The sequence below is a fragment of the Curvibacter sp. EU05-FHT14A10 genome (genome assembly GCF_058791075.1).
Window position 1 is genome coordinate 323,861 of sequence record NZ_JBYTDE010000001.1, and the last position, 17,695, is coordinate 341,555.

At 64.7% G+C, this 17,695-nt stretch carries 10 protein-coding genes and 1 riboswitch; of the genes, 3 read left to right on the plus strand and 7 right to left on the minus strand.

Translation table 11 applies throughout. The annotated features are described in order from the left end of the window. Positions 1-28: 28 nt before the first annotated feature. From AC3WUT_RS01415 to AC3WUT_RS01445, 7 genes are all read right to left on the minus strand, one after another. Complete coding sequence (locus AC3WUT_RS01415; protein ID WP_492345273.1) at positions 29-1,297, minus strand: MFS transporter; 1,269 nt, start codon at positions 1,295-1,297, stop codon at positions 29-31. A gap of 101 nt (positions 1,298-1,398) precedes the next feature. Next, positions 1,399-2,214 (minus strand): histidine phosphatase family protein, encoded by an 816-nt coding sequence (locus AC3WUT_RS01420; protein WP_492345274.1) that lies wholly within the window; start codon positions 2,212-2,214, stop codon positions 1,399-1,401. A gap of 18 nt (positions 2,215-2,232) precedes the next feature. After that, positions 2,233-3,606, minus strand: coding sequence for an OprD family outer membrane porin (locus AC3WUT_RS01425; protein WP_492345275.1), 1,374 nt, complete (start codon positions 3,604-3,606; stop codon positions 2,233-2,235). 310 nt (positions 3,607-3,916) lie between these two features. After that, on the minus strand, positions 3,917-4,543 hold the full coding sequence (locus tag AC3WUT_RS01430; RefSeq protein WP_492345276.1) for a protein phosphatase CheZ: 627 nt from the start codon (positions 4,541-4,543) through the stop codon (positions 3,917-3,919). 250 nt (positions 4,544-4,793) lie between these two features. After that, positions 4,794-7,130 carry a tetratricopeptide repeat protein gene (locus AC3WUT_RS01435; protein ID WP_492345277.1) on the minus strand — a complete coding sequence of 779 codons (2,337 nt, stop codon included), beginning with the start codon at positions 7,128-7,130 and terminating at the stop codon, positions 4,794-4,796. A gap of 49 nt (positions 7,131-7,179) precedes the next feature. Then, positions 7,180-8,526 (minus strand): amino-acid N-acetyltransferase, encoded by a 1,347-nt coding sequence (argA, locus tag AC3WUT_RS01440; protein WP_019575251.1) that lies wholly within the window; start codon positions 8,524-8,526, stop codon positions 7,180-7,182. A gap of 138 nt (positions 8,527-8,664) precedes the next feature. Then, positions 8,665-9,183 (minus strand): 6,7-dimethyl-8-ribityllumazine synthase, encoded by a 519-nt coding sequence (locus AC3WUT_RS01445; protein ID WP_492345278.1) that lies wholly within the window; start codon positions 9,181-9,183, stop codon positions 8,665-8,667. A gap of 120 nt (positions 9,184-9,303) precedes the next feature. Beyond that, positions 9,304-9,460, minus strand: a riboswitch (FMN riboswitch). An 87-nt stretch (positions 9,461-9,547) separates the two neighbouring features. On the opposite strand from AC3WUT_RS01445, the gene hrpA reads away from it, so the two are divergent. From hrpA to AC3WUT_RS01460, 3 genes are all read left to right on the plus strand, one after another. Further along, on the plus strand, positions 9,548-13,633 hold the full coding sequence (gene hrpA / locus AC3WUT_RS01450; RefSeq protein ID WP_492345279.1) for an ATP-dependent RNA helicase HrpA: 4,086 nt from the start codon (positions 9,548-9,550) through the stop codon (positions 13,631-13,633). A 133-nt stretch (positions 13,634-13,766) separates the two neighbouring features. Further along, positions 13,767-15,452, plus strand: coding sequence for a long-chain fatty acid--CoA ligase (locus AC3WUT_RS01455; protein ID WP_492345280.1), 1,686 nt, complete (start codon positions 13,767-13,769; stop codon positions 15,450-15,452). A 325-nt stretch (positions 15,453-15,777) separates the two neighbouring features. Next, the gene (locus AC3WUT_RS01460) at positions 15,778-17,406 is read left to right on the plus strand and encodes a methyl-accepting chemotaxis protein (RefSeq protein ID WP_492345281.1); all 1,629 of its coding nucleotides are present in this window, start codon (positions 15,778-15,780) and stop codon (positions 17,404-17,406) included. Positions 17,407-17,695 lie beyond the last annotated feature (289 nt).

The window sequence follows — 17,695 nt, forward strand, 5'->3', positions numbered from 1 at the left end:
GCAGGAAGTTTCTGTTGAAGAGAGGGGATCAGCGCACCTTGCGGATGGGCAGCACGGCCAGTGCGCCCAGCAAGGCGAACACGGCCGCGGCGGTGAACAGCGCGCTGTAGTTCTGGGGGCCGCCCAAGGCCAGGAACAGGGGGGCGATCATGGGCGCCACGGATTGCGGCATGGCGCTGGCCAGGTTGAACAGGCCCAGGTCTTTGGCGGCCTCATCGGGGTTGGGCAGCACTTCGGTCACCAGGGCCAGGTCGACCGCCACATACATGCCTTGGCCCAGGCCGCACACGCCCACGCCCAGCAGCAGGCCATGAAAGTCATGGGCCACGCCGATGACCAGCAGGCCGGCCGCGTAGATCAGCGCGGCCATCAGCACAAAGGCCTTGCGCCGCCCGCTGCGATCGCTGAGCCAGCCACTGGCCAGGCTCGACAGCACGATGGTGATGGACGACACCAGGGTGGAGCGGAACATCATGTCGGGCACGGCCTCGGTGCTCGCCCCCAGCTTGTCGAGCATGTAGAACACCTGGTAGGTCATCAGGGTGGCGATGCCCAGCAGCAGCATGAAGCGGCTGGCAAAAGCCCACAGAAAATCGCGGGCGCCACGCGGGCTGATCAGGAAGCTGCGGGCAAAGCCCGACAGGCCCAGCGCTTCGGGCAACTGTGCGGGAGCCATGCGGTCGCGCATGCTGGCGCACAGCACCAGCACGAAGACCGTGAACAGGCCCGCGGGCAACAAAAACATCTGGGCCAGGCTGCTTGTCTCCTGGGCCACGTACACCCCGGCGAGGATGCCGGCCGGCATGCACATGCCCAGCAGGCCGCCGACGGCGCCACGCTGAGATTCAGGAATCTGGTCGGGCATCAAGGCCATCAGGGCCGCCAGGACGGCGTTGTAGGCCAACTGGGCGATCGACCAGCCGACCATGAGCATCCACACCGACGGGCTGATGGCCACGATGGCCAAGCCGGCCAAGCCCAGCAGCGCTCCGCCGACCAGCCAGGGGCGGCGCATGCCGAAGCGCGAGCGGGTGCGGTCGCTGAACAGTCCGGCCACCGGGTTGGCAATCATGGCCACGAAGGCCCCGATGCCGAGCACCCAGGCCAGGGTGGACTCTTTGCTGTCGGGGGCCAACTGGTTCACCTTGAGGGCCATGGTGACGATGACCGGGGTCATCACGGCCATCCAGAAGCCGAAAGTGGCCAGGCCGTACAAAGCAATGAAGCGGCGTGAGGCGCGCGCCGGGGCGGTGCGCCCGGGCAGCAGGGTGTCGGGGGCGCGTTGGGCTGTGGTCATGGAGGTGTGGGGGGGGTGAGGTAGGGGCGCGTCGGGGCCCGGCCCCGGGCAGGGGCCTGCTGGAGCCGGGCAGGGGCGCACAGGCGTGCGCGGGGGCTGGGTTACGGCTTGCCCTTGGCGGCTGCCTGGCCTGCCTTGACGTACTTCATTTCGTTGAAGGTCAGCACCTCGAAACGGCCACCGCGGTAGACGACCTCGGTGATGCTGGCGTTGGACAGCGGCTTGTGCAGCGGGTAGTTGTTGCCGGGGGCCAGGGTGTCCACCACGGCCGCGATGGCCAGGCCATGCGAAACCACCAGCACCTTGCCGCCACCCTTGAGTGCCTGCTGGCTGGCGATGTCGGTCAGGGCACTGGTCAGTCGCTGGGTGATGGTGGCGTAGTCCTCGGCCGGCCAGGTCTTGCCATGCGTGGTGCCACGCTGGCGGTCCATGGCAGCGACGGTGTTGGCAAAGCGCTTGGGCGTGAACTTTTCAAGCCAAGGCCCCAGAGGCAAGCCGTCAAAACGTGCCGCGTCGTCCCACAGGGTGGCGTTGAGGTCGGCCTCATAGCTGCCGAAGTTGAACTCGCGCAGGCGCGAGTCGATCTGCAGGGGCAACTGCGTCTGGCCGCTGAACTGTTGCACCACGCGGGCGGTTTCCATCGCGCGTCCGCTGTCGCTGCTGTACACCGCCGCGAAGGGCGTGTTTTTCAGGCCGCGGCCCAGGTCTTGCGCCACCGCGATGCCCTCGGGGGTCAGCACGGCATCCGACCAGCCCTGGACGCGGTCGCTGATGTTGAGCATGGTCTTGCCATGGCGGGTCAGGAAGAGATGGACTTCCGCTTCTTCGGCCGGTGCGGCTTGGGCCACGGGGGCGCCGAGGGCCAGAGCGAGCAGGCTCAGGCCAAAGCTCCGGCGCAGGATGTTCTTGAGGATCATGAGGTGTCTCCTGCGGGTTTAGAAGAATTCGTGCCGGTAGTCGAGGCGGATCATCGGCCCCGTCTTGCTGGCATTGAGCTGTCGGCCCTGGGTGACGTCGGGCACGCCCTGAACTTCGCGCCAGTTGCGCGACCAGTCATAGGCCACCACGGTGTGCAGGCCCTTGAGGAAGCTGGGCTTGTATTCGACGAACACCATCACGTCGCCATGCGACAGGCCCACGCCCTTGAACTTCATGCCGCTGCCGTAGTAGGCGCCGGCGCCCACGCTGAATTCGCGGTCCAGTGGTTGTACCGCTGTGCCGAACACCATCAGCTCGCGGTGGTTCATGTAGTCGATCATCCCGTTGTAGGCCGGGCTGACGAATCGGCCCACGGCATTGCGCGCGATGTTGTACTCAAAGAAGCCCATGCCGTTGGGGTTGCTGTTCGGGGCGTGGGTGTAGGTGGCACCGCCCTGCAACAGGGTTTTGTCGGCTTGGCCGCTGAAGCGAACCGCCGTGTGGTAGGCGTCACGGTCGAAGCCGCGGCGGGAATTGGCGTTTTCCTGCTGCCACACGCTGAGGGCGCGGTTGTGGTACAGAAAGCCTTCGGTCTTGAGCGAGCCCTTTTGGCTGGGGTCGGCCTGCCAGACGCCTTCCAGGCCTTCGCGCATCACGTAGTGCGGTGCGGCACCGGCAAAGTACAGCAGCGAGCGGTTCTTTTGCGGCTCCCACTTGACCTGCGCGGTGGCCAGGTAGTCGATGGCCGTGCCCTTGGCGGTGGTGAAGCGGCGCTTGAAGGTCTCGTTGCGGTCGATGCTGGCATCCACCACGGCGACCAGCCCGCTCCAGGCTCCTTGCTGGGCATCGAGGCGGGCGCCGCTGTAGAGCTTCTCCAGCGCACGGCTGTCGCGTGCGTGCAGCATGCCCATGTTGGACACCTTCTGCACCCCCAGGCGCGACTTGAAGTTCGTTTCGTCGGCCTGCCACTTGAGCTTGAGCGCGTGTTCACCGATGCGGCTGAAGCTGGCCGGGTTGCGTGGCAGGGTGCCGTCGGTGAAGCCGCTGGCATCGGTGCCGGTGCTGATGTTCAGCGCGGTGTCGTAGGACAGGTCGAAGCCGACCGCATCAGCCCAATAGCCGCTGCTGAAGTCCAGCGATGACGCCTGAACCCAGGTGTGGTAGTTGGGCGGCAGCGCGGCATCGGGGGTGCTGGTGCCGGCCTTGTACAGGTTGCGCAGGTGCAGGCTCAGGTGGCTGTCGTCGATCAGGGCGTATCCGGTGTGCCAGGCGGTTTTGGCCGCGCTGCTGGTGTTGTCGGCTGCACTGTCCTGAGCCATCGCGGGGCCGCCGATCAGGGCGAAGGTCGCGAGCCCGAGCAGGGGGCGCAGGCGGGTGGGGGCTTGAATCAAAAAGAGTCTCCTTGTGGTCGTCGTCCGACCCGCGCTGTGCTGGCGTCACGCAGGGTGGCCTGCGTCACGCAGCGACGAATCCGCAGCTGCGAATCGGACGAGCGCATTCTTCAAAGAGATCGCCATGGCGTCTGCGCCAAAAGCTGACAGGCACAGGGGCAAATCCTGACCTGTGCGGGAAAGTACGGGGGTATTCAGGCCGATGCGGCGTGGCGCCGGGGTGGCGCGCCGGTTGGGCAGGGCTGGCCCGGGCGGTGGCCAGGCCGATGCGGGAGGGCGCCGAAGCGCCACAGAGGGGTTGGAAAGGGGCTCAGAATCCGAGGCTGGCCAGCAGGTCATCCACCTGCGACTGGTTGGTCACGACCTCGCGGTTGGCCTGGCCGTCCACCACCGGGCCTTGCAGGTCCTTGGTCGCCGGGGCCGGGCTGCTGCTGCCGTCAGGAGCCGTGCTGACCAGCAGGTCCAGCAACTGCTTTTCGATGTCGGAGGCCAGATTGACCACCCGTGCGATGACCTGGCCGGTCAAGTCGTGGAAGTCCTGAGCCATCATGATGTCGGTCAGGTTTTCGTCCATCGCCGCATTCGACTGGCTGACCAGGTGCAGGTAGGTCAGCAAATCCTTGCCCGTGAAGGTGGTGCCGGGATAGCGCTCGATCAGCTCGGTCAGGCGCCGGGTTTCCACATCCACCGGTTCGCGCGCCGCCTTGGTCTTGTCGACCGAGTTCAGCACCTTTTCGGCGGCCTCGCCGGTCAGGCGGGCAATGTAGCTCAGTCGGCTCTTGGCATCGGGCAGCTCTTCGGCCGCGCCGTGCAATTTGTCGGCAATGCCCAGGGCATTGAGCGAGTCATGCAACTGACGGGTGAGCTGGCCCAGGCGAAAGTGGACATCGACTTCATCCTGGTTGTGGGCAATTTCAGGTCCGTGGTCGTCGGTCATGGGCGTTGGGGCTGGGCTGAAGCGTGGGGGCACGCGGTTGGTCACACCGGGGTTTGTAGACTTTCGTCACAATTTTCACAATATAGCCTGCCCTGGGCACAGGTTCAGTGATTTCAATCGAGTGAATCTCTGCAAGCGGTCGATTTCCGGGTAAACCCCGCCGAGCGGAAGACCGAGTTCCATGCGGGCCATATGCGCTCACCCATCGCGGGTTGAGGCACTGATTCAGGGGCGGCGATGGCCGCGTGGGCTAGCTTGAGCGCCCGCGCTTGGTGGCCACCATGCCCAGGTAGGCCTCTTCCAGTTGTTTGGTAAATGCCACAGGCTTGAACAAAGAAGAGTGCCGCACTCCGTCCCGGGTTCGTTGGCGTGCCTCTACCAGTCTTTCAGGAGACCGTGCCAACGCCAGCGCCAGCGAGCAATACTGGTCCAGGCTGTGGGTGATCAGATCCTCGCAGCCGATGGATGTCAGCAAACTGGCCCCGACCCGGGCCGGGAAGCTGTTGCCCTGGCAGGTGATCATCACCCCGCCCATGCGCAGGGCATCGCTGGCCGTGGTGTGTGCGCCATAGGGCAAGGTATCCAGAAAAAGGTCTGCCAGGGCATGTCTGGCCAGGTGCCTGTCTCGGGGCTCGCGTTTGGCAAACACCAGCCGCTCGGCGGCAACACCGCGTGATTCGGCTTCCTGCCGGAGAAGGCGCTGGGCCTCAGGCTCGTTGCCCAGCAACCAAAGGACACTGCCCTCGACGCTCCGCAACAGCGCACACCACACGTCGAACAGTGCGGGGGTGATCTTGTAGCTGTTGTTGAAGCAACAGAACACAAATCCTTCGTCTGGCAGGCTTTCGTCCGCAGCCGACGGGGGCGGGGGCAGGGTCTCGGGCATCAGCCTGGTGTTGGCCTGGTAGCAAGCCGGCAACTGCCAGATGGTTTCGCTGTAAAAGCCCTGATGATCCAAGGGGGTGACGATGGCGTCACCCAGGATGAAGTCCATTGAACCCGAGCCCGTGGTGCCTGGGTGGCCTAGGTAGTTGACTTGAACGGGGGCGATCCGTTGATGGAACACCTCAAAGCGCGCATCTCGGGTGTGGCCCTTCAGATCAACGGCCAAATCCAGCTCCAAGCCTCGCAGCAAGTCGATCAGCGCGGCATCGTCCATCGCGTTGGCATCGATCAACTGATCAAAATGGCGCTGCATCCAGGCTTGGCGTTCGGGTGCCAGTGGCGGGCCGATGGTGACGGCGATCACCTCAAATCGTTGCCGATCATGATTTTCAAATACCTCCTGCATCAGGTGCATGGTGGCGTGGTCATGAAAGTCACCAGAGACATAGGCCAGGCGCAAACGCGGCCTGCCTGTGGCGACCGCCTTCCAGGTGAGGGGCTGGGGTGGCTTGAGTCGGCTGACGCTTTGTCGAGCGGCTTCCTGTTGCAGGGCCAGATCATCAAAGCAGGTCAGTGCGTCGAATGGGAGGAGTCGATGCCGGCCATCCTTCAATCCATCGCTAAGGGCGGCACGCCGCTGCTCCAGGTCCGTCCAATCGAAGCAGCGCATCTGGTTGGTCAGAAGCCCAGCCTGCGCGAACTCGGCCATGGGATCGAGGGTGCACAACGTTCGATAGCTCTGAACGGCACGATGGTGATGGCGGAATGTTGCATGCAGATCGCCCACATGGCGCAACAGCGTTGTTTGCTCGCCGCCCAAATCCATGGCTTTCTGATAGCTGGCCAGCGCTTCCCCATAGAGGCCACGCTCTTCCAGCAAGGACGCGAGGTTGGCGTGCGCCTCTGGTGCGTCCGGCGCCAGCGCGATGGCCTGGCGGTACGCCTGGTCGGCAGGGGCGTACTGGCGCAATGTCTGCAATGCCAGTCCTTTGACGTTCCAGGCTGGAGCATGATGAGGGGCTTGTGCCAGTGCCTGCGTCAGCGCGTCTAGTGCCTGGCGTGGCTGGCCAGCCTCTTCAAGTACAGCCCCCAGGGCGTAGTGGGCTTCCGTTTGGTGAGGGTCCAGCGCCAGGGCTTGCCTGAGCACTGCAGCCGATTCCTCAAGCCTGTCCAGGGCTTGCAAGGCCAGTCCCTTGCCTAGCAACAAGCGGGGTTCTGCAGGGTGTTGTTGCAAGGCTTTGTCACTGTGGACAAGGGCCTCCGACCACCGATGGGTGCGTCGCAAGGTGTTGCCTTTGTTGATCCAGGCTTCGAGGTAATCGGGCTTGAGTTCCAGCGCCTGATCGGAGGCCGCGAGCGAATCGTCCACCCGCCCCAGCTCACGCAGCCCGATGCTCAGGTTGTTGTAGACGGGGGCAAAGTTGGCATGGATGGCAATGGCCTTTTGCAGGGCATCGACTCCGGCTTGCCAGCGTTGGCCCTTGAGGTGCAACATGCCCAACATCTGCAGTGCATCGAAATGCTGGGGAGCCCCTTGAAGCAGCAATTTGAGGGTTGTTTCGGCTTCCATGCTCCGCCCCTCACGCATCAGGGCCACAGCCTGGGCAAAGCGTTGCTCGGGGAGAAGCGTGGATGCGGTGGGGCGCTTCAGCAGTGAGGGGGCGGCCCCGAAGAGTTTGATCCCGGATTTCGGCGTGGACATGGCTTGATGAAGTTTCTGGCGAGTGCTGAGCGGTGCCGGCTCTGAAGGCTCAGAGTTTCTTGACCAATACCTGGCTCTTGCGGTCCCAGTTGTACTTTCGCTTGCGGGCTTCGGGCAGCCAGTCGGGGTCCACGGGCTGGAAGCCGCGCTTGATGAACCAGTGCATGGTGCGGGTGGTGAGCACAAATATGCTTTGCAGGCCCATGGCACGGGCCCGCTGTTCGATGCGTTTGAGGATTTTTTCGCCGTCGCCCTGGCCTTGGCTTTGGGGGGAGACCGTCACGGCAGCCATTTCGGCGGTGCGGGCCTCGGGGTAGGGGTAGAGGGCGGCGCAGGCAAAGATCACGCCGTCGTGGTCGATGATGCTGTAGGCCTCGATGTCGCGTTCGATCTCGGTGCGGCTGCGCTTGACCAGGGTCCCGTCCTTTTCAAACGGCTCGATGAGCTGCAGGATGCCGCCCACGTCGTCCGCCGTGGCTTCGCGCAGTTCCTCCAGCTTTTCGTCCACCACCATGGTGCCGATGCCATCGTGAACATAGACCTCGAGCAGCAGCGAACCGTCCACCGCAAAGGGCAGGATGTGGCTGCGCTCAACGCCGCCCTTGCAGGCCTGAACGCAGTGCTGCAGGTAGAAGGCGGTGTCGGTGGGTTGCTGCGGCTTGGGCAGCAGGGCCAGCAGCTTTTCGGCGGCGGCCAGTGGCAGTTCGGTGTCGATGGGGTTGTCTTCGCCCTCGGGGGCCAGCGGGTCCTGGCGGATGCCGGGCACCTCGGTCAGGAAGATCAGCTTGTCGGCCTGCAATTCGGTGGCCACGCGGGTGGCCACTTCTTCCATGCTGAGGTTGAAAGCCTCGCCGGTGGGTGAGAAGCCGAACGGCGACAGCAGCACCATGGCGCCAAAGTCGAGCGAGCGCTGGATGCTGGCCACGTCGACCTTGCGCACCAGGCCCGAGTGCTTGAAGTCGACGCCGTCGACGATGCCCACAGGCCGTGCGGTCAGGAAGTTGCCCGAGATCATGCGCACCGTGGAGCCCGCCATGGGGGTATTGGGCAGGCCCATGCTGAAGGCGGCTTCGATCTCGTAGCGCAGTTGACCCGCGGCCTCCTGCGCACAGTCGAGCGCGATTTCGTCGGTGATGCGGATGCCGTGGGAGTAGCGTGGCTCTTGGCCCTTGGCGCGCAGTTGCTCGTTGACCTGGGGCCGGAAGCCATGCACCAGCACGATCTTCACCCCCATGCTCTGGATCAGCGCGAGGTCTTGCGCGATGTGCGGCAGCTTGCCCGCCGCAATCGCCTCGCCCGCGATGCCGACCACAAAGGTCTTGCCCCGGTGCATGTGGATGTAAGGCGCCACCGAGCGGAACCAGGGCACGAAAGTGAAATTGAAAACAGCGGACATGGTGGGCGTGGGCGGAGGGGCTACGGGGATATCCGGCCTGTTTTCAGCAATTTCCGGATGCGAGGGCGCAAAGTGTAGCGCCCTCGTTGCACTGCAGCACGGCCCCGCCCGTCCCAGTGTGGGGGGAGGGGCCGGAGATCAGGCTGCGCTCAGCGCGCGCAGGCTGGACACGGTCTGCACGCAGGCCAGGGCCGCCTCGGTGCCCTTCACATTGAAGTGGTTCTGGAAGTACTTGCGATGTTCCAGATGTTCGTGGAAGTGGTGCGGCGTGAGCACGGCGGAGATCACCGGCACATCGGTTTCGAGTTGCACCCGCATCAAGGCCTCGATCACGGTCTGGGCGACGAACTCGTGGCGGTAGATGCCGCCATCGACCACCAGAGCGCAGGCCACCACCGCCTGGTAGCGCCCACTGCGGGCCAGGCGCTGCGCATGCAGCGGGATCTCGAAGGCCCCGGGCACGCCGATCACGTCGATCGCGCTGGCCGCCACACCATGGCGTGCCATCTCGTGCAGGAAGGCCGCGCGGGCCTGCTGAACGATGTCGGCGTGCCAGGCTGCTTCCACAAAGGCGTAGCGGGCATCGGGGGGCAACTGCAGAGGGGCCTGGGCGGCTTGCAGGTCGAGGGGGGGAAGGGAAAAGTCTTTGTGACTCATGACTGACTCGTGGTTTCCATGAAGGGCCCCGAACAGGGGCCGCAGGTTCCAGAAATCAGGGTCGCACGAACACCCACCCCTCCGGCGCGCAGGCAGGCTGGCGCTGGTGGGGCGGGGTGGTCGCGCTCTCTTTCATCCGGACTGTGACCGTCGGCCCCGGAGTCACACCGGGTCTGCTGACCCCGGCCACGCAGCGGTGGCCGGGCGCTCGCGGGCTTGTGCAGCCAAGGCTGCCATCACCGCCGGTGGGGAGTTTCACCCCGCCCTGAGAACGCTTGTTGCTGGCGCAACAAAGCGCCAACGGTCGGATTCTAGGCCCAGATTTGAAGCGTTGCCGGCACGCCCGCGACAGGCCTGACGCTGAATGGGCATTGGCCCGCCGGGCAGGGCGGGTCAGACGGAGAGGGATAATCACGGGTTGTCCATTTTTGAACCGGTCACGCCCTTGTCCACAGCCCCGCTCCAGATCGACTTTCCTGAATCGCTGCCCGTCTCGGGCAAGCGCGACGAGATCATGGCGGCGCTGGCGCAGCACCAGGTGATCATCGTGTGCGGCGAGACGGGCTCGGGCAAAACCACGCAGCTGCCCAAGATTGCCCTGGCGATGGGGCGCGGCCGGCTCAATGCGGCGCCAGGCCAGAAGGGCCAACTGATCGGCCACACCCAGCCGCGCCGCATTGCGGCCAGTTCAGTGGCCAAGCGCATCGCCGAAGAGCTCAAGACCTCGCTCGGGGATGTGGTGGGTTACAAGGTCCGTTTCCAGGACCGCTTGTCCAAGGATTCTTCGGTCAAGCTGATGACCGACGGCATTTTGCTCGCTGAGACCCAGACCGATCCGCTGCTCAAGGCCTACGACACGTTGATCATCGATGAGGCTCATGAGCGCAGCCTCAACATCGACTTTTTGCTGGGCTACCTGCGCCAGATCCTGCCGCACCGCCCGGACCTGAAGATCGTGGTCACCTCGGCCACCATCGACGCCAATCGCTTTGCCGAGCACTTTGCCTCGGCCAAGGGCCCGGCCCCGGTGATCTACGTGTCGGGCCGCACCTTTCCGGTCGAACAACGCTACCGGCCCTTTGAAGAGTCGCGCGACTACGGCTTGAACGAGGCGATTGCCGATGCGGTCGATGAACTGTGGCAGGGCAATGCGGGTGGCGACATCCTGGTGTTTCTGCCTGGCGAGCGCGAGATCCGCGAGGCGGCCGACCACCTGCGCGGCCACCTGGCCCACCTGCCGCATTTGCGCAATGCCGAGGTGTTGCCCCTGTTTGCGCGGCTGTCGCAGGCCGAGCAAGACCGCATCTTTGACGGACACACCGGGCGGCGCATCGTGCTGGCCACCAACGTGGCCGAGACCTCGCTCACGGTGCCAGGCATCCGCTACGTGGTGGATGCCGGCACCGCGCGCGTGAAGCGCTACAGCTTTCGAAGCAAGGTGGAGCAGTTGCTGGTCGAGCCCATCAGCCAGGCGGCGGCCAACCAGCGGGCCGGGCGCTGCGGCCGGGTGGCCAACGGCATTTGCATTCGTCTGTACGACGAGAAGGACTTCACGGCCCGCCCCCGATTCACCGACCCTGAAATCCTGCGCAGCTCGCTGGCCGGCGTGATCCTGCGCATGAAGTCGCTGCACCTGGGGGTGGTGGAAGAGTTTCCGTTTCTCGAATCCCCTTCGGGCCGTGCGATTGCCGACGGTTACCAGCTGCTGTCCGAACTGGGCGCGGTGGACGATGCCCACGAACTGACGCCCATGGGCCAGGAGCTGGCCCGCCTGCCGCTGGATCCGCGGGTGGGGCGCATGATCATCGAGGCGCGGGATCGCAACGCGCTCGAAGAGGTTTTGGTGATCGCGGCCGCGCTGTCGGTACAGGACGTGCGCGATCGTCCCATGGAGGCCCAGGCCCAGGCCGATCAGGCGCACGCCAAGTGGGACGATGAAAAGAGCGAATTCAGCGGCTACATCCGCCTGTGGCAATGGTTGGCCGACGCGCGGGGCGGCGCCATCCCCCTGACCCGGCGCGGCCAGGCGGTGCCGCCGCCGCCGCCCCAGCGCCGTGCCAGCGCCGCGGTGCTGCCGGTGGCCCAGCGCCTGCAGGCGCCCGCCATCATTGCGCCGCCCGAACCGGCAGCGGCCACCCACAAGTTGAGCAATCGGCAGTATGAAAACCTGCTGCGCCAGAACTTCATCAATGTGCGCCGCCTGCGCGAGTTGCGCGACATCCACAGCCAGTTGCTGACCGTGGTCACTGAGCACCGGTGGGTGATCAACCGCAACCCCGCCAGTTACGAGCAGATCCACCTGTCGATGCTCGCCGGCCTGCTGGGCAACGTCGGCTGGAAGATGGATGAAGAGGGGGGAGCAGGCGCCTCCGGCGAATACCTGGGCGCGCGGGGCATCAAGTTTCATCGCCACCCCGGGGCCCACCTCAAGAAGAAGCCTGGCCGCTGGATCGTCTGTGCCGAACTGGTGGAGACCACGCGCCTTTTCGGCCGCGGTATCGCCAACATCGAGCCGCAATGGCTGGAGCAGATTGGCGGCCACCTGCTGAAAAAGCAGATGCTCGACCCGCACTGGGAAAAACGGGGTGCCGAGGTGGTGGCCTACGAGCGCGCCACCCTCTATGGGTTGGTGGTGTACAGCGGGCGGCGCATCAGCTATGGCCGCATCGATCAGGTGGCGGCGCGCGAGCTCTTCATCCGCCAGGCCCTGGTGGAGGGTGAATACGACACCAAGCTGCCCTTCCTGGCCGCCAATCAGAAATTGATCCGCCAGGTGGAAGACCTGGAGCACAAATCCCGCCGGCAGGACGTGCTGGTCGATGAAGAGCTGATCTATGCCTTCTACGACAAGCTGCTGCCGCCCGACGTCTACAGCGGCGCCACCTTGGAGCATTGGTACCGCGAAGCGTCGCGCCTCAATCCCAAGCTGCTGCACCTGACGCGCGAAGAGCTGATGCGCCACGAGGCCGCCGGCATCACCACCAGCGCATTTCCACGCCATGTGCGCCTGGGCGGGGTGGACTGTGTGGCGGCCTACCTGCACGAGCCCGGTGATGCCAAGGATGGCGTGACCGTGGATGTGCCACTGTTCGTGCTCAACCAGGTCAACGACGAGCGCTGCGAGTGGCTGGTGCCCGGCATGCTCAGGGACAAGGTGCAGGCCTTGCTCAAGAGCCTGCCGCAAAAGCCGCGCGCACGCCTGGTGCCCTTGCCCGAGAGCGCCAGCCGTTTCACCGAGCGCTTGATCGAGCCGGCCGTGTATGGCCATGGCAGCTTGACCGATGCCTTGCTCAAGCTGGTGCGCGAGCAGGTGCAATTGGATGTGAAGCGCGCCGACTTCAAGCTCGACATGCTCGCCGCACACCTGTTCATGAACGTCCGGGTGGTCGATGAGCACGGCCGGCAACTGGGCATCGGGCGCAACCTCGGGGCGCTCAAGGCCGAGCTGGGGTCGAAGGCGCGAGGTGCTTTCCAGGCCCTGGCTGGTCTCAAGGTGGCGGCGACACCGGCTCCTGTGCCCACGGCAGAAGCCCGCCAGCCCGAGCCGGCGGGCCGGGGCAAGGCGGCCCCCGCAGCCGCTGCCCCCCCGGCGCGCAGTGCAGAGCAGCGCTACACCGCCTGGACCTTTGGCGAATTGCCCGAGCTGATGGAGATCCGCCGCGGTCAGCAGACGCTGATCGGCTTTCCGGCGCTGATCGATGGCGGCGATGCCGTCAGTATCGAGGTGTTCGACGAGCCTGATGTGGCCGCAGCCCGGCACCGCGCCGGCCTGCGGCGGCTGTTTGCGCTGCAGATCCGGGACGCGCTCAAGTACCTCGAAAAGAACATCCCCGACCTGCAGAAGATGGCGGTGGCCTACATGCCGCTGGGCACGCAGGAGGAACTGCGCGAGCAGATCCTGGACGTGGCGCTGGAGCGCGCTTTTCTGCTGGAGCCATTGCCCACCGACGAGTACGCCTTCAAGCGTCGCATCGAAGAAGGCCGGGGTCGCCTGACCCTGATCGCCAATGAGGTGGCGCGCCTGGCCGGGACCATTCTTCTGGAGTACGCCGCAGCGGCGCGCAAGATCAAGGACACCAAGAACGCCCCCGAGGCCACCGCCGATGGGGCCCAGCAACTGCAGCGCCTGATGCCCAAGAAGTTCCTGGCCCTCACACCCTGGGCCCAATTGCAGCATTTTTCTCGCTATCTCAAGGCCATCACGCTTCGCCTGGACAAATACCGAGCCGACCCGGCGCGTGACGCCTCGCGACTGGCCGAACTGCGCCCGCAGGAGCAGCGCTACTGGCGTCTGGTGGCCGAGCGCAAAGGGGCCGTGGATGCCCGCATGCAGGAGTTCCGCTGGCTGCTCGAAGAGCTCAGGGTGAGCTTTTTTGCGCAGGAGTTGCGCACCCCGCAGCCGGTCAGCATCAAGCGCCTGGACAAGGCCTGGGCCCAGATCAACAGTTGAAGAGTCGAGCGCTCGGGCTTGATTGCAGCAATAAAACCGCCGGAAGATTGGTCACGAATGTGACGACCAGGCCCCGGGCCTTCCCCGATGCGTGCGGGGGAGCACCTCGGTAAGCTCCGCGCAAGGAGATCTTATGAGCCTGCATGACAAGTTCTGGCCCAAGCGGCTGCCTCGCCAAATCACGCCTCCGGCCACGCCGCTTTGGGACAACGTGGCTGTGAACGCCCGCCGTTTTCCCGACAAGCCGGCGCTGGTCTTTCTGGGGCGTAGCACGTCCTACCGCGAACTGCTGGCGCAGGTCGAGCAACTGGCCGCCAAGCTGCATGCCCTGGGGGTGCGCAAGGGTGACCGGGTGCTTTTGAACATGCAGAACTGCCCCCAACTGGTGGTGGCTCATTTGGCCATCCTGCGGGCCAATGCGGTGGTGGTGCCGGTCAATCCCATGAACCGTGCCGAAGAACTCAAGCACTACATCACCGACCCCGACGCCGCCGTGGCCCTCACCACCGCCGATCTGGCGGCTGAACTGGCCAAGGCCAGCAACGAGCTGCCTGAAGCCCAGCGCCTCAAGCACCTGATCGTGACCCGGTTCACCGATGCCTTCGATCCGACGCAAGTAAATGGTGATGCCTTGCCCCCGGCCTGGGAGCCCTGGCTGCTGGCCGAGCACCCGGCCCCGCCGCTGGCAGGCGGGGCCGTGCACAGTTGGCAAGAGTCGCTGGCCGGGCAGGGCCCAGCCCCCGCGCCCGAAACCGGCGGTGCCGACATGGCCGTGTTGCCTTACACCAGCGGCACCACGGGTTTGCCCAAGGGCTGCATCCACATCCATTCGAGCCTGATGCACAACGCCGTGGCAAGCGCCGCCTGGGGCAGCGCCACCTCGGAGAACGTGGTGTTGGGGGTGGTGCCCATGTTCCACATCACCGGCATGGTGGCTGTGATGCACGCCACGCTTTATGTGGGGGGCACCCTGATCCTGATGCCTCGCTGGGACCGGGATCTGGCCGGGCGCCTGATCTCGCGCTACCGGGTCACCAACTGGACCAACATCCCCACCATGGTGATCGATCTGCTGGGCAGCCCGCATTTCGATCAGTACGACCTGTCCTCGCTGACCTACATCGGCGGTGGCGGGGCCGCCATGCCTCAGGCCGTGGCTCAGCGCTTGTTCGAGAACTATGGCCTGCGCTATGTCGAAGGCTATGGCCTGACCGAGACCTCGGCGCCCTCGCACACCAACCCGGTCGATGCACCCAAGCAGCAGTGTCTGGGCATTCCGTTTCTCAGCACCGAGGCCTATGTCATCGACCCTGACACGCTGCAGGAGTTGCCGCAGGGCGAAGCCGGCGAGATCATCATCCATGGGCCTGAGGTGTTCCAGGGCTACTGGAAACGGCCCGATGCCACGGCCGCAGCCTTCATCGAATTCAAGGGCAAGCGTTTCTTCCGCTCGGGGGACATGGGCCGGGTGGATGAAGACGGCTATTTCTTCATGACCGACCGGCTCAAACGCATGATCAATGCCTCGGGCTACAAGGTCTGGCCGGCCGAGGTTGAAGCCTTGATGTTCCGCCACCCAGGCATCCAGGAGGCCTGCATCATCGCCACCAAGGATGCCTACCGCGGGGAGTCGGTGAAGGCCGTGGTAGTACGCCGCGCCAGCCATCAAGAATTGACCGAGGCCGACATCATCGATTGGTGCCGCGAGAACATGGCCGTCTACAAAGTGCCCCGGGTGGTGCAGTTTGTTGACGCACTGCCCAAGAGCGGTAGCGGCAAGGTGATGTGGCGCCATCTGCAGGAGAGCGAAGCCGTCTGATCAACGTGATTCAAGGCGGACCAGGTGTGGGCCTGGTCACGGCCCTGCAGCACGGCACAGACCCGGCCGGGGGATCGAGTGATCGATTCGCCGGCCGGGTTTTTCGTTGTACGCACAAAACCGCTAAATATCATATTTAATCAATATATTGTTTTAGTGAGATCTTGTTTTCATAAATATCAATTAAATTTAACATTGATCATATAATTTACTTCAGACGGCTGTGAGCTGTCGCACTTGACGACCTGCCATCGTTGACCTTGGTCCGACCTTGGTTGCTGTCATGTCATCCGATGCTTTTTGTGCTTGTTGCTGGAGTTGCCCCATGAAGTTGTCCCACGTGTCCATCCGTCAGCGGTTCGTGGCCTTGCTGGCCTTGTTTCTGCTGGGCTTTCTGGTGACCGGCTTCTGGTCGCTGCGAACCCTGAGTTACCTCAAGGTCAACGGGCCGCTGTATGCGCACATCGTGCAGGGCAAAGACCTGGTGGCCGACATCCTGCCGCCACCCGAATACGTGCTGGAGCCCTACCTGGTCTGCTTTCAGTTGGCCAGCACCACCGACCCGGCTCGCCAAGCCCGGCTGCTCGACCAGTGGGGTGCCCTGCGCAAAGCTTATGACCAGCGTCATGCCTACTGGGAGCGTGCCGGCCTGGGTCCTGAATTGACCGATCTGCTCCTGAAGCGAGCCCATGAGTCGGCACAGGTCTTTTTTGGAGCTGCCGAGCAGAGCTTGTTGCCGGCGGTTCGCCAGGCAGATGCTGCCGCGACCCAACAAGCGCTGGAGCGCCTGAGCGGTCTGTACGACCTGCACCGGCAGGCCATTGACGCCACCGTGCTGGTCGCCAGCCGCCAGACCGAGCAGGATGAGGCGGCGGCTGCCCAGGAAATCGAACGCAACACGGCCCTGCTGATACTGATCTCGGTCGTGTCGGTGATGGCGAGCCTGGGTTTGGCGGTGTTGATCATCCGCAGCATCACGGGGCCTTTGATGGAGGCCGTCAAGGTATCCCACCGGGTGGCTGCCGGTGACCTGAGCCAACCCATCGAAGTGAACGGACGCGACGAGACCGCGCAACTGCAGGGCGCCCTGCGCAGCATGCAGGACAGCCTGGTTCAGACCGTCGGTCAGGTCAGGGGCAACGCCCGCCAGGTGGCCCTGGCGAGTGCCGAGATTGCCAGCGGCAACCATGATTTGAGCGATCGCACCGAACGTCAGGCCTCGGCCCTCGAAGAAACGGCGGCGGCCATGGCGACGCTGGACGATGCGGTACGCCAGAACGCGGACCATGCGCGCCAGGCCAAACAACTGGCCCATGGGGCCCGTGAGGTGGCTGCCCGGGGGAGCGCGGTGGTGGGCGAGGTGGTCGACACCATGAAGACCATCAACGACAGCTCGCGCCAGATCTCAGACATCGTGGGCACGATTGACGGGATTGCCTTCCAGACCAACATCCTCGCGCTGAATGCGGCCGTCGAGGCGGCCCGAGCCGGTGAGCAGGGCCGCGGCTTTGCCGTGGTGGCCGGTGAGGTGCGACGCCTGGCTCAGCGCAGCGCGGAATCGGCGCGCGAGGTGCGCGCCTTGATTGGCGCCAGTGTCGAGCGGGTGGATCAAGGCAGCCGCCTGGTCGATGCGGCAAGGCGTGCGATGAACGATGTGGTGGTCGAGATCGAGCGGGTCAGCGAAGTGGTCGGCGCCATCAGCGACGCCAGTGCGGAGCAGAGTACCGGTGTGTCCGAGGTGGTGGCGGCCGTCGGGCAGATCGATCAGGTCACCCAGCAGAATGCGGCGCTGGTGGAAGAGAGCGCCGCGGCGGCATCCAGTCTGCGCCAGCAGGCGCAGGAATTGCTGGATGGTGTGTCGCTGTTCCGCTTGCCGGACGGGCAGGATGATGTGCAGGCCTTGGGCGACGGCACAGACCGCTCCAGGCAAGGCAGATTGGCCTGGTCAAGCTGAGTTTCCCCGGGTTGAAAGGCGGGCCCGCTGCAACGGCGAGTCTGCTTGCCATCGTCTTTGGCGATGGCTGGCGGAGGCGCGCGGCAGCGCCTGTGATGCCACGAAGTCATGGGTCCGAGAAAGCGGCGGGTAGCGCGCAAATTGAGCGCAGTTTGTGTGCGTCAGGTGGACACATCCGCTTGATTTTGATTCAGACAGGTTCGGCGCTCTGCGGGCCTGGTTCTTTGGCTTCGTCATTCGAGGGGGCAGGCGGCACTCCATTGGATTGGGCGCCTCGGCTAGTGGAAAA

Coding starts and splice junctions, on each gene's coding strand:
- AC3WUT_RS01415 (WP_492345273.1), bottom strand. CDS start 1,297: ATGACCACAGCCCAACGCGCCCCCGACACCCTGCTGCCCGGGCGCACC.
- AC3WUT_RS01420 (WP_492345274.1), bottom strand. CDS start 2,214: ATGATCCTCAAGAACATCCTGCGCCGGAGCTTTGGCCTGAGCCTGCTC.
- AC3WUT_RS01430 (WP_492345276.1), bottom strand. CDS start 4,543: ATGACCGACGACCACGGACCTGAAATTGCCCACAACCAGGATGAAGTC.
- AC3WUT_RS01435 (WP_492345277.1), bottom strand. CDS start 7,130: ATGTCCACGCCGAAATCCGGGATCAAACTCTTCGGGGCCGCCCCCTCA.
- argA (WP_019575251.1), bottom strand. CDS start 8,526: ATGTCCGCTGTTTTCAATTTCACTTTCGTGCCCTGGTTCCGCTCGGTG.
- AC3WUT_RS01445 (WP_492345278.1), bottom strand. CDS start 9,183: ATGAGTCACAAAGACTTTTCCCTTCCCCCCCTCGACCTGCAAGCCGCC.
- hrpA (WP_492345279.1), top strand. CDS start 9,548: ATGGGCATTGGCCCGCCGGGCAGGGCGGGTCAGACGGAGAGGGATAAT.
- AC3WUT_RS01455 (WP_492345280.1), top strand. CDS start 13,767: ATGAGCCTGCATGACAAGTTCTGGCCCAAGCGGCTGCCTCGCCAAATC.
- AC3WUT_RS01460 (WP_492345281.1), top strand. CDS start 15,778: ATGAAGTTGTCCCACGTGTCCATCCGTCAGCGGTTCGTGGCCTTGCTG.